Below are 16,247 nucleotides of genomic sequence, written 5' to 3'. Positions count from 1 at the left end.
TATAAATTGAATTGTTACAAGGGGTAAAATTAATTTATATTTTGGTATTACCAAAAAATTAGGGGGTATATAATTATATTTGTACTAATTTTTATTGATACCCTATTTTTTTAGGGGGTGTTTTTAATAATTATTAATTTTGAAAGAAAATATTTTTTATATTATCAATAGAAACTTCTTATATCTTTGTATAAAACTCACTTAATTATGTCAACACTCAGATTTCAAGCACTAAAAGAAACGTTACATCGTAAACCTGTTATAGTTACAGAAACAGAACGTCGATCTGTATTATTTGGTAACAATGTATTTAATCAAACAACAATGCTGCAGTATCTTACCAAAGATGCGTATAGTAGTGTAATGGATGCCATAGAGCATGGTTCTAAAATTGATCGCAAGATTGCTGATCAGATTTCATCGGCGATGAAAGAATGGGCACTTTCTAAAGGTGTGACACATTATACACATTGGTTTCAGCCATTAACAGGGGCTACGGCAGAAAAACATGATGCCTTTTTTGAAACCACAGGTAATGGGCAAGCAATCGAAAAATTTGGAGGGGGGCAATTGGTACAACAAGAACCAGACGCATCTTCTTTCCCTAATGGAGGTATTCGTAATACTTTTGAAGCTAGAGGATATACAGCGTGGGATCCTACTTCTCCTGCTTTTATTTATGGTACCACATTATGTATTCCAACTGTTTTTGTTGCCTATACAGGGGAGGCACTTGATTATAAAACGCCATTATTAAGAGCTTTACAAGCCGTGGATAATGCCGCAACAGGAGTTGCTAAATATTTTGACAAGAATGTAAAGAAAGTTAATGCTTCTTTGGGTTGGGAACAAGAGTATTTTTTGATTGATAGTGCATTGGCATTCTCCAGACCCGATATCGTTATGACGGGTAGAACACTACTTGGTCACTCTTCTGCAAAGGGACAACAATTAGACGATCACTATTTTGGAAGCATCCCTATCAGAGCTTTGGATTATATGAGGGATTTAGAAACAGAATGTATGCTGCTTGGTATTCCTGTTAAAACACGGCACAATGAGGTAGCTCCTAATCAATTTGAGTTAGCTCCTATATATGAAGAAACGAACCTGGCTGTTGATCATAACTCTTTATTAATGGATGTTATGGATAAAGTGGCAGCGAGACATGACTTAAAAGTGTTATTACATGAGAAGCCGTTTGCAGGAGTAAATGGTTCGGGAAAGCATAATAATTGGTCTTTGGCAACAAATACTGGTGTAAATTTATTAGGCCCAGGAAAAACGCCGATGAGTAACCTTCAGTTTTTGACTTTTTTCATCAATACTATTAAAGCTATTAATGAAAATGAGGAATTAATGAGAGCAGGTATAGCTTCGGCTAGTAATGATCACCGCCTTGGAGCTAATGAGGCGCCACCAGCTATTATGTCTGTATTTATAGGAGAACAATTAACAGCTGTGCTTAAAGAATTAGAAGGAGTTACCAATGGGAAATTATCTCCACAAGAAAAAACAGATCTTAAATTAAACGTCGTAGGAAAAATACCAGAGATTTTATTAGACAATACAGACCGTAATAGAACCTCTCCTTTTGCTTTTACTGGAAATAAATTTGAATTTAGAGCTGTAGGATCCAAAGCAAATTGTGCAAATCCAATGACAATTCTTAATACTATTGTGGCTAAACAGCTAGTAGATTTTAAGAAAGAAGTTGATACATTAATTGATAAAAAAGAACTCAAAAAAGACGAAGCGATATTTAATGTGCTAAGAGAGTATATAAAACAATCTAAAAATATACTTTTTGAAGGAAATGGGTATGGCGATGAATGGGAAAAAGAAGCTAAGAAGAGAGGGTTAAGTAACAATAAAACTACTCCAGAAGCATTAAAAGCTAAGGTTTCTAAGAAAAACCTGAAGCTTTTTGAAGAAATGGGTGTTATGAATAAGGTCGAAGCCGAAGCTCGTTATGAAATTGAAGTCGAAGAATATGTGTTAAGAATTCAGATAGAGGGTAGAGTTCTGGGAGATATTGCTCGAAACCATGTGATTCCTACTGCAATACGGTATCAAAATATGTTAATAAATAATGTGTCTGGACTAAAAGAACTATATGATAAAGATTTCAAAAAGTATGCTAAGGAGCAAATGGAAATCATAGAAGAGATTTCGGGGCATATCGGAAAAATTAATACCAAGGTTAATGAAATGACCGAAGCACGTAAAAAAGCAAATAAACTTGAAGATCTAGAGAAAAAAGCTTCTAGTTATTGTGATAAAGTAAAACCTCTATTTGATGAAATCAGATATAGTTGTGATAAATTAGAATTACTTGTAGATGATGAATTGTGGCCATTAACAAAATATAGAGAACTGCTCTTTACAAGATAGGTAAGAATTAACCTACGATTTTTTTTTCAAGTAAATTTTAGTGAAAAAATGATATTTGATAAACCCTCTAAAAACCATAGAAATCTATTTTTCTGTGGTTTTTTTACATGTATTTCATCGAATAGTTGGGGAATTGATAATAATAGCTTTAATATTTTCCTAAATTTGATAATATCAAAATGGTCGTCATACTTTTGATTATACCCCCCAGGTCCCAAAATATATTTGTTTTACTGAATAATAGTGGAGATTAGATTTTTCTGATCTTTATTGTTCTTGTGCTGTAAAATTTTAAAGGAAGTAACTCAATTTAATCACTTTTAATATATATTACGTATGAAAAAATTAGTTTTTAGCTTAGCAGCTTTATTAAGCGCTACGGCAATGATCGCACAGTCAAACAATAGTAATGTTACTCAAACCGGGGACGATAATATTGCTAATATTTCTCAGGTAGGGGCAACTAATTCTTCTTTAACAACTCAAGAAGGAAAGGCTAATAATGCAGAGGCCATCCAAGGTACTGCCGCATTTAATTCAAGTAACGGAGTTGTAGAACAATCTCAAACAGGAGATAAGAACTCGGCTTTTGCTCATCATGAGGAAGCTGATAATCAGGTGTATCAAGTACAGGTAGGTAATGGTAATTCTGCTAGAGCTACTCAAAACTTAGCATTTGAAGGAGGAGGCAATGTAGCTAATCAACTTCAAGAAGGAGATAGAAACGAAGCTACAGTATCTCAGAAAGGATTAACCAATACTGCTATTCAGGTTCAATTTGGAGATGGCAATTCAGGATCTTCAAGTCAAGAAGGAATAGATAACTTTAGTGAACTTAATCAAGAAGGAAGCTTTAACGTAGCATCTATCACACAAGTAGGACAGAACAATCTTTCTTCACAGTCACAAATAGGAGACGCTAATATCGCTACTGCAGGACAGTGGGGGAATAATAACTCTGTGAGTCAAGACCAAGAAGGTGGGGGTAACACTGCAAATTCTGTTCAAGGTAGTACTCTTTTTGATTCTAGAGGAGGAAGAGTAGAGCAAATACAAGCAGGTGATGAAAATAATGCGTTTGCTAATCACGAAGAAGATAATAATACTATTCTTCAAAGTCAGACAGGAGACTCTAATGATGCAAGTGCAGAGCAAAACTTAGGATCTTTTGGAGGAGACAACTTAGCTACTCAAGTACAAGAAGGTAATAGTAATGCAGCTACAGCATCTCAAAACGGAAGTACTAATATTTCTGATCAATCACAATCTGGTGATGAAAATGTTGCTTCAACAACACAATCAGGAGCAAACAATACAGCAGCCCAAAGTCAAACAGGAGTTGGTAACAATGCGACTTCTGTACAAGGAGGATTGTTCTTTACTTCTAGAAGCGGTCTTGTAAGTCAATTTCAATCTGGTAATGGCAACGAAGCATTTGCAAGACACGAAGAAGATAATAACGTTATATTACAAGCTCAGTTAGGAGATAGAAACAATGCTTCTGCTACTCAGAACCTTATAAACTTTGGAGGAGAAAACAGTACAACACAACTTCAAATGGGGAATGGTAATACTGCTGAAGCTTCTCAGGAAGGAAATTTAGATTTAAATTTGGCTGGGGAAAATAACCGTATTTCCCAACTTCAATTTGGTGACGAGAACAGAGTGACTTCATCTCAAAACGGAGTAAAAAACATAAGTGATATCGTGCAATTTGGAAATGGTAATATCGCAAAAGATACTCAGTTTGGGACTGGTAATAATACTTATGTAACTCAGATAGGAGATATGAACATTAGCACAATTCTTCAAACAGGAGTGAACAATGCCGCTACAGTAGGCCAACTTGGTTCGAATTAATTAGATTTGACTAAACTAATATCTTTATTAAGAGTTATACTCAAATTGAGTATAACTCTTATCTTGATTTTTTAAATTCTGAAAAAGATGAACAAAACCATTTTTATACAGGCATTAGTGTTTTTTACTTTCTTTACTTTTTCTAATGGATATGGTCAAGATATAAAGGATGAAAGCCAACTTTTGATTACTGATCAAGATAAATTTATTGCCCTGTCTCAGGTTAATGATGTGCTATCAGTAGGAGCAGAATCGTCATCACTTTCTAATGGAGTGAATGCGGTTTTTATTCAACAAATAGGAACAAGTAATGTTGTGCTTTCTTCTATTATTGCAGAATCTTCAGATATTAAAATAATACAGAAAGGAGATCAAAACTTAGTAGAGATAAAGGAATCTGCCAGAGAAATAGAGAAATCAATTATACAAACAGGAAATAACAATTCTGTGACTGATTTTTCTTTTAATCCTGATATATCAACCAATTTAGAACTCATACAAGAAGGTAATAATTTGATTTTTGAACGATTTGGGAGTAATGAACTGTCAAAGAATTTAAAATTTAAAATGTCTGGTGATGCCAGAACTATAATTGTTAGAAGTTTTTAATAACAGATACATAAAAGTATGAAGTTTAAACTTGTCATACTTGCGACTTTGTTTTTTCAGGTTTCATTTGCCCAGTTTACAAATACTGATGTAGTAGCCAAAATTAAAACAGTGACTATTGATAATGCAATTTCTGTGGTTGCTACTGCTACTAATACTACAGAAGTATATAAAAGTTTACAATATACTATTACTGTCTTTAGAACAGATGCAGATAATAATGTATCTAAAAATGATCAGGAAGGAAGGTTTACTTTAGAGGCAAATGAAAGTAAAGAGCTTTCACAAGGATCAATTAGTGTAGAGGAGAGTGATAAAATAGTATTGCTTTTGTTGATCTATGAAGAAGATAAGATTATAGGTAAAGATAGGCTCGCTTTTAATGAAAAAGTTAATCAGGAGTCTGAAACAACAGAAGATGATATTTCATCTGATGATGGAATTGAATTAAAAGGAATAGTAATAGAGGAGACTAAAACCAAACCTGGAAGAGACTTTTATGAGTTTTTCTATGCTTCATATGCATTAAACCAAATAAATGGTAATAAGGTTGTTGGAGTATATGAGAAATTAAGCTTTGGTCGTAGCACTATTATTCAGGTGAAAATAGTAGATAACGTTATTCATGAATTTATAGGAAAACCAGATTTGGAATATTTAGAACAAATGTCGAAAATTGCAATTCGAAAAGTATATAAATATTTTAAGGATCTAAAAAAACAGAAGAACGATATTTTTCAGTATTAAAACAGTTAAGATGAAACAAACATTAAGAAATTTTAAAACCCTTCCGTAAAGGAAATATTTAAAACCCCTTAATGAGAGAACATAGTGATTACACAGATGTTCTTCATCTTAATAAAGCTTTATAGATAATTACTAAAATTTAAACATGTGAAACCAATTTTAATAACGCTTTTTCTTGTTTTCTCGATATGTAGCTTTTCTTTTGGACAAGACTTGGTATATAAGCCTGTAAACCCTGCTTTTGGAGGAGATACCTTTAATTATCAATGGCTCCTTAGTTCTGCCGAAGCTCAGAATAAATTTACAGACCCTACTGATTCAAGAGATCAAAGATCGGATGTAGAAAGATTTACAGAAAATCTGAATAACCAGTTATTAAGTCAAATATCAAGAACACTATTTACCGAACAATTTGGAGAAGGAGGTCTTACCGAAGGGACGTATAATTTTGGATCATTATTCATAGAAATCTTTCCTTCCGGAGAAGGGTTAGTAATCAATATTTTAGATACAAGCACTGGAGATCAATCCCAAGTAATAATTCCTAATTAATTTTTAATGTATCATAAGTTTTATAAAGTAATCGCAGTAATTTCTTGCGCATTTTTATTACACGGATGTGGGACGTATTTTAATCAACCCATAACTATCGAAAATGCCAGAATAGGAGAAGATACAGAAGTTACAAAAACATTAAGGGATTTTCCGCCACCGGTAGAACCTGTTGTTGTCGGGGTGTATAAATTTAGAGATCAGACGGGGCAATATAAACCCACAGAGAATGGAAGTACTTTTAGTACAGCTGTTACTCAGGGAGCAACAACAATTTTGATCAAAGCACTCGAAGATTCTAAGTGGTTTGTGCCTATCGAAAGAGAAAACCTAAGCAACTTGCTTAACGAACGTAATATTATACGTTCTACAAGAAAAGAATATAGAAAAACCAAAAATACCAACGAACCACAATTACCACCATTATTATATGCGGGGATTATCCTCGAAGGAGGTATTGTGTCTTATGATTCTAATATCATTACAGGTGGATTGGGAGCAAGGTATTTTGGGGTAGGAGCTTCTACTCAATATAGACAAGACAGAATTACAATATACTTAAGAGCAGTTTCTACTTCTAGCGGTAAAATCTTAAAAACAGTATATGTGTCTAAAACTATTTTATCACAAGCATTAGACGCAAATTTCTTTAGATATATAAAATTTAAGAGACTGCTTGAAGCTGAAACTGGTTTTACCAAGAATGAACCAGCTCAAATGGCAGTGTCAGAGGCAATAGAGAAAGCAGTAGAATCTTTAATTGTAGAAGGAATTGAAGATAAATTATGGGCTGTTAATGCAGAGTCAGAAGCTGTAAATACATTAATAGAAAAATACAAAGCAGAAAAATATGAAGCCCAAAATACTGCCTTGTATGATCGATACTTTAAAGAAAGAAGAGCCAAGATCTCTGCATTTTTAAAAGGAGGAACCGCTTTAGTTAGTGGGGATTATAATAATCCAGAGCTTACCTATTCTGCAAAGATTGGAGCTCGATGGTATTTTAATCCATACCTTAATGTTAATGTGAGTATTAATAAATTTGAACTCACTAATCAAAACTCATTCTCTAAGGGGTTTAATGCTTTTGATCTTAATACAGAATTAAATCTTTTACCCTTTGATAAATTATCACCCTTCTTATTTGGAGGAGTCGGAATTGTGAATGATGATGATTTTGATACTACATTGTTTAAGTTTCAATATGGTGGTGGTGTAGAATATTTAATTTCTGATAAAATAGGTATTTCTGTTGGAGCTACTCATAATCTGGTCCTTAGTGACGAATTGGATGATGTAGTTCAAGGAAAACGAGATGATCAATATTTTAATTTTTCTTTTGGACTTAATTGGTATCTTGGAAACCCTGTGAAGGCGAATAAAAAATCAAGATTAAAGAAACAAGAGAAAAATGTAGAACTGCGTGAGTTAAGAAAAAGAAATAGAAAAATTAGAAAAGAAGGTATAATCCTAGAAGATAAAAACAAATAGGTTGTGAGAAAAATTATCATAAGAATAATAAGTGTTTTTGTAATTATAGCTGCAGCTTCTTGTAGTGAGGATACTATTGATTCTGAAGGTTTAGGATCTGTTAAAGGAAAAGTAGTTAAAAAAGGAACTAACGAACCTTTAGAAAATGTAAAAATATCAACGAATCCTGCCTCGAGTACTGTTTTTACAGATAAAGAAGGTGTCTATCATTTAAAAAATGTGCCCTCGGGAGATTATTCTCTTTCGGGTCAACGAGAAGGATTGTTAGCGGTTTTTGAAGCAATTACTGTGTTAGCAGATAAAGAGCTTGAAATAGTTCTTGAAATGGATATAGCAACAGCTACCAACCGCCCACCGGAAGCAGCAATTTTAGCAACACCTGCAGATAATGCAGTTGATCTTCCGTTAGAAGTTAAATTGGTATGGAGCGCCAAGGATCCTGATAAAGATAAACTTACCTACAAGGTGAGTTTAAGGAACGAAGAAAATTCTAATGTAGAAGTTTTTGAAAATATTACAGATACAACATATACCGTATCCGGACTTTCTTTTAGTACGAAGTATTTCTGGCAAGTAAGCTCTAGTGATGATATCAATGATCCGGTTAATAGTACAACTTTTGCCTTTACGACTGCGGGACCACCAAACAATAGAATTGTATATACAAAACTAGTTGGCGGTAACAGTGTTATTTATTCTGCAGATGAGAGTGGGGGAACAGAAATATCGCTTACTTCAGTATCAAAAAATAGTTTTAGACCTAGAAGAAATGCTACTACCAAAAAAATTGCTTTTTTACAATCCGTCGGCTCTCAGACTCATTTATTTACAATGAACCAGGATGGTTCACAAATAAAACAAATTACTTCTACGGTTGGAGTATCTGGGTTTAACCTTGAAGAAGTGGATTTTTCATGGGATGCCAATGGAGCAAAATTGTTATTTCCTAATCAGAATAAACTATATTCTATTAATATAGATGGAAGCGGCTTGAACTTAGAATATCAAACTACTGGTGATTTGATTACCGAAGTAGATAAAAATGAAAACACAGGTATAACTGTCATAAAAACGAATAATTTAGATGGGTATTCGGTACAGATTTTTACAATTGATGGAGCTGGAGTGGTACAAAATACGGTGCTTACGGGCCAAAATGGTGCTGCTGGTAGTATCAATTTGTCTGTAGATGGAACTAAACTATTATACAGCAGAGATATGTCTGGAGCAGAAAACCCAAATTATCGTCAATTAGATTCTCGTGTGTTTATCTATGATTTTGGTACTATGGTAAGTACAGATCTGTCTACAGATAAAACAGCAGGAACTAATGATCTGGATGCTCGATTTTCACCAAACGAAGCCAGTATAATTTTTGTAAACACTTCGAATGATGGTATTTCTGAAAAAAATATCCTGACTGTACCCATTGCAGATTTAGATGGAAGGATAACAATATTACAAAAAGCAGCAATGCCCGATTGGGAATAGCTTATTTCTAATTTTTGACTTGCGAATTATGATGCTTGTATGATGTTAAGTTTAGTAATTTAGACTTTATAATTCGTGCATCGTAATTCGCAATTCGTAATTAATTAAATTATCTTTGCGCCTTAATTCCTAATATAATGAGTCAAGAAGTAAGTAAACGCTATGCGCAACGTGGAGTTTCTGCGTCCAAAGAAGATGTGCATAATGCAATTAAAAATATTGATAAAGGACTTTTTTCAAAGGCATTTTGCAAAATTGTACCAGATCATTTAACCGGTGATCAAGAATATTGTTTGATTATGCATGCCGATGGAGCAGGAACCAAATCTTCTCTGGCATATATGTATTGGAAAGAAACCGGAGATGTGTCTGTATGGAAAGGAATTGCTCAAGATGCACTAATCATGAATATCGATGATTTATTATGTGTGGGAGCAACCGATAATATAATGTTGTCTTCTACTATCGGAAGAAATAAAAACCTGATCCCGGGCGAAGTGATATCTGCAATCATTAACGGAACCGAAGAATTACTTAAAGAACTTAAAGATTTTGGAGTTGAAATCCATTCTACAGGTGGAGAAACTGCCGATGTTGGAGATCTGGTACGAACGATTATTGTAGATTCTACAGTAACTGCTCGTATGAAACGTAAAGATGTAATTGATAATGCGAATATAAAGGCAGGTGATGTAATTGTAGGATTGGCTTCTTTTGGGCAGGCAAGCTATGAAAAAGAATATAATGGTGGTATGGGAAGCAATGGCTTAACATCTGCTCGACATGATGTGTTTAGTAAAATTCTTGCAGAAAAATACCCAGAAAGTTTTGATCCCTCTGTACCTTCAGACTTGGTGTACTCTGGTAAAACAAATTTAACCGATGCTGTGGAAAATGCACCGATCGATGCCGGTAAATTAGTATTATCACCTACCAGAACATATGCTCCTATTATTAAAAAAATATTAGCAAAGTTTGATAAAGAAACCATTCACGGAATGGTGCATTGCAGTGGTGGTGCTCAAACTAAGATTCTACATTTTATAGATAATCTGCATATCGTAAAAGATAACTTATTTGATGTTCCTCCACTATTTAAATTGATTCAGGAAAATTCTGGAACAGATTGGAAAGAAATGTACCAGGTATTTAATATGGGACATCGTATGGAGCTCTATGTTTCTCCAGAAATAGCAGAAGAAATCATATCGATTTCAAAAAGCTTTAACGTAGATGCCCAAATAGTTGGCCGTGTCGAGGCTTCTGAAGAGAAAAAACTTACAATCAAAAGTGAGTTTGGAACTTATATCTATTAAATTGTTTTACCTATGATAGAGATTTCAAAAATCGAAGAGAAAGAGATAATGGAAGGTTTCAAAGGTAAATTTATCCATACCGAAAATTCAACTCTCGCTTTTTGGGAAATAAAGAAAGGAGCGGTTTTACCATTGCACTCTCATATTCATGAACAGACAACACAGGTTTTAGAAGGTAAATTAGAGCTAACGATCAGTGAAGAAACAAATATTTATGAAAAAGGATTTGTTGCCGTAATACCCCCGAATGTAGCTCATAGTGGAACTGCATTGACAGATTGCAGGGTCTTAGATACGTTTAGTCCGGTAAGAGAAGATTATAAAAATTTTGTATGAGGATAGAATTCCTAAATGATACTTTCGACTGAATTTATGCAGAGCGATCATAATGCCCGAGATAGCTTTTATAAGTAATATTTCAAATACCCTTATTGCTAATACTATAAATTAAGCCATTAAGAAAGAGTTGTTAATTCTGTGTATTTTTTTCGTAATATCTCCAATTTTGGATGAATATATTTTCTGCAAAAAGGCTTTTCGGGATTACGCGAATAATAATCGAGAAGCTCAACCCTTGAAGACTTAAATTCCCGAAATGCTAAAACCTGGGTAATAACCTCATTGTCAAAATCTTTTTGAAGTGTATTAAGAATAATCTGTATGATTTGCTTATCAGATTCTTCAAAATAGTATACCGCACTTCTGTATTTTTCTCTAAAACTATGATTAGATGTGCTTTTGTGAGTGTGTAGATGAATTTCGATAAGATCTTTAAGTAGAATTATTTCTGGATCAAAATACACAAGTATTGCTTCAGAAAAATAAGAATTTTCTTTACAGCCTTTAATATACCCTTGCTCAACTTTTACCACTCCTTTTAAAGATTGAAAAACTGCTTCGGTGCACCAATGACATCCACCACCTAATCCTATTTTTTGAAAATTTGTAATCACTTTATAAAAGTCGTAAAAATATTCAAACTCATACATTAAAAACTATTACCGTATATCTTTCAATAGAAAAATACTATACAGTAATACATAAGGGCCAGTTTCATGATCCAATAAGATTTCAAAATTTGAATGTGTTTCTTTTTAAAGATATATGTAAATTGGTCGAGGATAATTATCGATCTTATTTTTTGAAATTACTCTAAATTTCAGGTGAGAAATGATATTACACATAATTTATATGTCAGATATTACTAAGTTTTATAGCCTGGCACATATATGTATCGCCTTGATAGGAGGGATATTGTTATTGGCTATATGGTATAATATAAGGAAACGTTTTAGACAGTTTTTAGAAGAAGATGATTCTCAAAAAAGAATAGATAAAGGCTTGTTGTATTTAAGTCTAGCCCTTTTTGTATGGGTGTTTTCTGGAGGTTGGATTTATATGGGTAACCTCTTCTTATTTACAGATACGATTATCTACGATATAGGATATAGTTTTTTCTCGGTGCTGAATACTCTGGTTTTAATTATGGCACTATTTTATTTTGATTTTGCACCTCAGTTTTTGTCAAAAAATAAAAGAAACACCCTTATCCTTATAGGTATTGCAGTGGTAGTGTCTATTGTAACTTTTGTTTTAATCCAAACATTTAAAGATACACCTGTAGTAAATGGAATACGAATTAGTAGTGTCCCGGATTTGATGTTTTCTTGTCTACTTACTTGGTTACTTATTGTTTCGTTCTATAGGACATTTATGAATCGAGGATTAAAATTAGTAGCAGTAATTTCGGTAGTGGCCTTTTTTTTAATGCTAGTATCACAAATGCCAGATGTTTTTGTGGTAATGAGCAATGAATTGTATGGGCATTTGATAAAGATTATTGCTAAAACAACATTTATTTCAGTTTTCCTGGTGTTAGCAACAAGTTGGGTTATTCAATTGGCATTGACACCTAAGCCTAGCGAAATGACAATTAAATTTATGGATTGGTCATTGGTAAAAATAACAATTCCATCTAAAGAAATTTATGATAAAACCATAGATTTTGGTTCCAAAACAACGCAATACAAAAACTTATTAAAATTTGCCATAAAACGAAAATATGAGGCAGGAGATGGACAGTATTTATTAGTGAATTCTGGAGGAGAAATAAAGAGCCAGACCTATTTAAGCAGAATTATAGAAAATATCAATACAATACTTCAGTTACAACCTATATCACAATTGGAAAGAAAAGATTTGTTCACATTTATGGGACAGGGAAAATACAGACTTCGAGTTATTCCAGAAAATATTAGCATTGATCAAACACTATTAGAAGAGTTCAATAAAACTTCATAAAACATAGATTGTGATTATTTGTAACTACTTGTAAGAGAATAACAATTTAATATAAATTACTATTTTTTAGAACTTTCCTTTTAGTTAATCATAAAGTATTGATGCTTTGTGTTTAGAATAATTTAAACACATAACATGAATTCAGATCAAACTGAAGTAAATAGGCAGGAAGTATTCGGACACCCCAAAGGGTTATTGTATCTGTTTTTTGCAGAATTATGGGAACGATTCTCTTTTTACGGTATGAAAGCACTTTTGGTGCTATATATGACCAAACATCTTTTATATTCTGACGATAAATCATTTGGAGTAATGGCTGCATATATGTCATTAGTATATGTCACCCCTATGATTGGTGGTATTATAGCAGATAGGTATATTGGATATAGAAAATCCATCATACTTGGAGGAGTTTTGATGGCAGCAGGACATTTTTTCCTAACTATAGAGACCCCTGTATTTTTCTACGGTTCACTGGCCTTAATAATCGTTGGGAATGGTTTCTTTAAACCCAATATTTCAACAATGGTGGGTACATTGTATAAAGAAGGAGATGGGAGAAGAGATTCTGGATTTACGATTTTTTATCTGGGAATTAATTTGGGAGGAGCAATAGCTCCTTTAATGTGTGCTTGGCTTGCCGAATTATATGGATGGCATTATGGGTTTTTATTAGCAGGAATAGGAATGTTGGTTGGGCTTGTAGTTTTTAAACGAGGAACACAACTAGCTGTTTTCGGAGATAAGGGACTAGTGCCCGATATCAAGAATTATGAAAAGAAAATATATGGGCTTAACAAAGGAGACCGAATATGGTTTTTGGCATGGTTATCGGTTCCTGTATTTGCGTTAATTGTAAGATTTAATGAATTTGAGCATTACCTGGTCTGGATTGCGACTTTCTTTTTGATAGGATATATATCCTATATTTTAACAAAAGTATCAATCAAAGAACGAAAAAGATTATTGGTTGCAGTATATTTTACAAGTCTGTATGCTTTGTTTGCAGCAGTATTTGAACAAGCCGGTAGCTCACTTACATTATTTGCAGACAGAAATGTAAATCTTGTTGGTATTAATGCAGCGCAAACTAATAGTATTAACTCTACCTGGATAGTAGTATTAGCAATCCCTTTTGCACTACTATGGACATTTTTGAGTAAGAAAAAAGCAAACCCTAATTCGGCTATCAAATTTGGTTTAGGAATGCTATTTCTGGGATTAGGGTTTCTAATTTTTGGAATGTCTGCTCAAGAAGTTGATGAATACGCAAGAACACCAATGTTTTATTTGATTTTTGGATACCTTGTGCTAACCGTCGGAGAATTATTCTTATCCCCAATTGGACTTTCTAAAATAACCGAATTATCACCAGTAAAATATGTTACCTTCATTATGGGGGTTTGGTTTTCGGCAAATTTCTATGGACATTTTTTTGCAGGAAAAATAGCAAAACTTACCACTGTAAAAGAGGGAGAAGCCAGTATTTTTTCAGAAGGCCTCTCGGGAACCATAAGTGAGACTATTACAGGATTATCTAATACATTGGTAGAGGGTAATAATACAGAAGCTTTTCAGCAATTATATTCTTATGTGTCTGTATATGCCAATTTTGGTGTTATTACAATGGGAATAGGAGTGGTAGCAATTATGATCTCACCACTTATTAAAAAATTAATGGTAGGTATACACTAATACATAAACCGGATTAAAGTTGAATTTTTAAAATAAAACTCGCAGAAGTTGTTGTGTTGAAAATACAAAGGCCTTCAGGATCATGATCCTGAAGGCCTGTTTCATTATAGAAACATAAGTAATTATGATTTAAATTTGGTGGTGATTTTTGTTTCGGTCTCTGTATCATCTTCTTTTGCATCTACAAGTTCAATGATGTGATCATCATCAAATTTTCCATCTTTTTTCAGAATAAACACAGGAACAGGAAGTAAAGAAGCCATTATAATAAGTAAGACCAAGGCTAAGCGTCTCAACGTTTTTTTGAACTTTTTCATTTCTGGGAATTAATAATACCTATTCGTTTCTTTTTGTAAGAAATAAACAAGTTGTTAGTAGATTATTTGTAAACCGTATAGGTGATAGGTGGATAAGATGTTATCCTATAAAATTGAAATGAAAAACATCTTCTTTATCGTTGTAAGAAGAATTGTATTGAGTGTTGATTATTTTATGTTTGTGAAACAAACGAATAAAAAAAGATTGATTTTTTTTAATAACCCTGTTAAGCTTAGTGTGGTTTATTGATAAGAGAGTCAGGTATTTGTATTCGATATATGGAGAATCACTGCTTTTTTCTGGATCAATAACATTGCTAAAAAAAATAATGTTTTGAGGCGAAGCAGACCCTTCTGGTGAAACCAGTAATTCAATAGTTTCTTTAAAATCAACAGGCTGGGTATAATTAGAATACCCTCCAATATGTGTTAAAAGAATAAATACCCCTAACCATTTAAGAGTAAGAAAACTTAAATATGTACCTGTGCGATTTTGCATATCAATACAAATTTACGATTTTTTAACCAGGATAAGATGATATGATATTACAATGATGATTATATATAGTTGTCAATATAGGACAATACTATAACCTGCTATATTTCATAAATTTGTACTGTGAATAAGAAAGATGAATATGTAAAGAGGATGCAAAGCACAGCCTTGTATCTTCGAGAGAATTTCAATAAAAATTTTGAGATTAAAAAACTCGAAGAGGTCTCTAATTTCTCATATCGAAACTTACAACGCATCTTTAAAGGATACTATAAAGAAACTATTGGAGCCTATATTACCAGGCTTAAAATAGAAAGTGGAGCAAAAATGCTTTTATATCAAAACCAGACAATATCACAAATTGCAATAGAAGTAGGATATTCTGATTTACAAGCGTTTAGTAAAGCTTTTAAAAAGCACTTTGGAATTTCTCCACAGGAGTATAAAAGCAAAAAAGAAGACATCCTAACGTCGATAGTAAAGAATACTAAAGTAGCAATGAGTTTTTATGAAGAGAGAATAATCAACTTGTCAGAACAAAAGGTTTTTTATAAAACGATCATGGCAGACTATTATAGTGATAAAATTGAAAATGTTTGGGATGAATTACATGATGAAGCTATAAGGTTAGAGATGAATATATCTGAATCAGAAAGTATTGGGATTATTTGGGACGAACCATTAATATCAGAAGCAATTCGATGTAATTATGATGCTTGCTTTACATTACCTCAAGACTGTGATTTTAAGAATAAATTTAGTATAAAAATTTTGCCAGAACAAACATATGCAGTTTTTACACATTACGGATCTTATGCCTCACTGCAAAAGACTTATGATAAGATTTTTGGAAATTGGATATTAAGTACAAAGTATGAAGTGTCTGAATCCCCTTTTTTAGAATTGTATAAAATAAATAGCATGCATAGCGATGATCCCAAGGATTATGTAACAGAAATATATATCCCCGTAAAATGA

General features: G+C 33.0%; 15 protein-coding genes. 12 read left to right on the top strand and 3 right to left on the bottom strand.

Annotated features, from left to right (window positions below; translation table 11 throughout):
- Positions 1 to 207: 207 nt before the first annotated feature.
- The 9 genes from Z054_RS0114660 to Z054_RS0114615 all read left to right on the top strand — a co-directional run bounded on the left by Z054_RS0114660 (position 208) and on the right by Z054_RS0114615 (position 10,796).
- Positions 208 to 2,394, top strand: a complete 2,187-nt coding sequence (locus tag Z054_RS0114660; RefSeq protein ID WP_024770806.1) for a glutamine synthetase III family protein — start codon at positions 208 to 210, stop codon at positions 2,392 to 2,394.
- 336 nt (positions 2,395 to 2,730) lie between these two features.
- Complete coding sequence (locus Z054_RS0114650; RefSeq protein ID WP_024770804.1) at positions 2,731 to 4,254, top strand: hypothetical protein; 1,524 nt, start codon at positions 2,731 to 2,733, stop codon at positions 4,252 to 4,254.
- Positions 4,255 to 4,341: 87 nt separating this feature from the next.
- The gene (locus tag Z054_RS0114645) at positions 4,342 to 4,863 is read left to right on the top strand and encodes a hypothetical protein (RefSeq protein ID WP_024770803.1); all 522 of its coding nucleotides are present in this window, start codon (positions 4,342 to 4,344) and stop codon (positions 4,861 to 4,863) included.
- 18 nt (positions 4,864 to 4,881) lie between these two features.
- Entirely contained in the window at positions 4,882 to 5,610 is a 729-nt protein-coding gene (locus Z054_RS30275) for a CsgE family curli-type amyloid fiber assembly protein (protein WP_024770802.1), read from the top strand.
- 147 nt (positions 5,611 to 5,757) lie between these two features.
- Positions 5,758 to 6,162 (top strand): curli production assembly/transport component CsgF, encoded by a 405-nt coding sequence (locus Z054_RS0114635; RefSeq protein ID WP_024770801.1) that lies wholly within the window; start codon positions 5,758 to 5,760, stop codon positions 6,160 to 6,162.
- A gap of 6 nt (positions 6,163 to 6,168) precedes the next feature.
- Entirely contained in the window at positions 6,169 to 7,653 is a 1,485-nt protein-coding gene (locus Z054_RS0114630; RefSeq protein WP_024770800.1) for a CsgG/HfaB family protein, read from the top strand.
- Positions 7,654 to 7,656: 3 nt separating this feature from the next.
- Positions 7,657 to 9,144, top strand: coding sequence for a carboxypeptidase regulatory-like domain-containing protein (locus Z054_RS0114625; protein ID WP_051473765.1), 1,488 nt, complete (start codon positions 7,657 to 7,659; stop codon positions 9,142 to 9,144).
- A gap of 137 nt (positions 9,145 to 9,281) precedes the next feature.
- Entirely contained in the window at positions 9,282 to 10,460 is a 1,179-nt protein-coding gene (locus Z054_RS0114620; RefSeq protein ID WP_024770798.1) for an AIR synthase related protein, read from the top strand.
- Positions 10,461 to 10,472: 12 nt separating this feature from the next.
- Positions 10,473 to 10,796, top strand: coding sequence for a cupin domain-containing protein (locus Z054_RS0114615; protein WP_035092074.1), 324 nt, complete (start codon positions 10,473 to 10,475; stop codon positions 10,794 to 10,796).
- Between the two features lie 119 nt (positions 10,797 to 10,915).
- Here the strand turns inward: Z054_RS0114615 and Z054_RS0114610 are convergent, their stop codons facing one another.
- Positions 10,916 to 11,413, bottom strand: a complete 498-nt coding sequence (locus Z054_RS0114610) for a peptide-methionine (S)-S-oxide reductase (RefSeq protein WP_035092135.1) — start codon at positions 11,411 to 11,413, stop codon at positions 10,916 to 10,918.
- A gap of 238 nt (positions 11,414 to 11,651) precedes the next feature.
- Here Z054_RS0114610 and Z054_RS28585 point away from each other — a divergent pair, with 238 nt between their 5' ends.
- A complete protein-coding gene (locus Z054_RS28585; RefSeq protein WP_035092132.1) occupies positions 11,652 to 12,761 on the top strand; it encodes a hypothetical protein in 1,110 nt (369 codons plus the stop codon).
- Between the two features lie 135 nt (positions 12,762 to 12,896).
- Positions 12,897 to 14,456: a peptide MFS transporter gene (locus Z054_RS0114600; RefSeq protein WP_024770795.1), complete on the top strand. Its 1,560-nt coding sequence runs from the start codon at positions 12,897 to 12,899 to the stop codon at positions 14,454 to 14,456.
- Between the two features lie 122 nt (positions 14,457 to 14,578).
- On the opposite strand, the gene Z054_RS31350 is transcribed toward Z054_RS0114600, so the two are convergent.
- On the bottom strand, positions 14,579 to 14,773 hold the full coding sequence (locus Z054_RS31350; protein WP_152538566.1) for a hypothetical protein: 195 nt from the start codon (positions 14,771 to 14,773) through the stop codon (positions 14,579 to 14,581).
- Positions 14,774 to 14,873: 100 nt separating this feature from the next.
- Entirely contained in the window at positions 14,874 to 15,272 is a 399-nt protein-coding gene (locus Z054_RS0114590; RefSeq protein ID WP_024770794.1) for a hypothetical protein, read from the bottom strand.
- A 120-nt stretch (positions 15,273 to 15,392) separates the two neighbouring features.
- Between Z054_RS0114590 and Z054_RS0114585 the strand changes: the two genes are divergently transcribed.
- Entirely contained in the window at positions 15,393 to 16,247 is an 855-nt protein-coding gene (locus Z054_RS0114585; RefSeq protein ID WP_152538565.1) for an AraC family transcriptional regulator, read from the top strand.

This window comes from Aquimarina macrocephali JAMB N27 (assembly GCF_000520995.1).
GTDB classification, from domain to species: Bacteria; Bacteroidota; Bacteroidia; order Flavobacteriales; family Flavobacteriaceae; genus Aquimarina; species Aquimarina macrocephali.
This window is presented reverse-complemented; position numbering and strand designations above follow the sequence as displayed.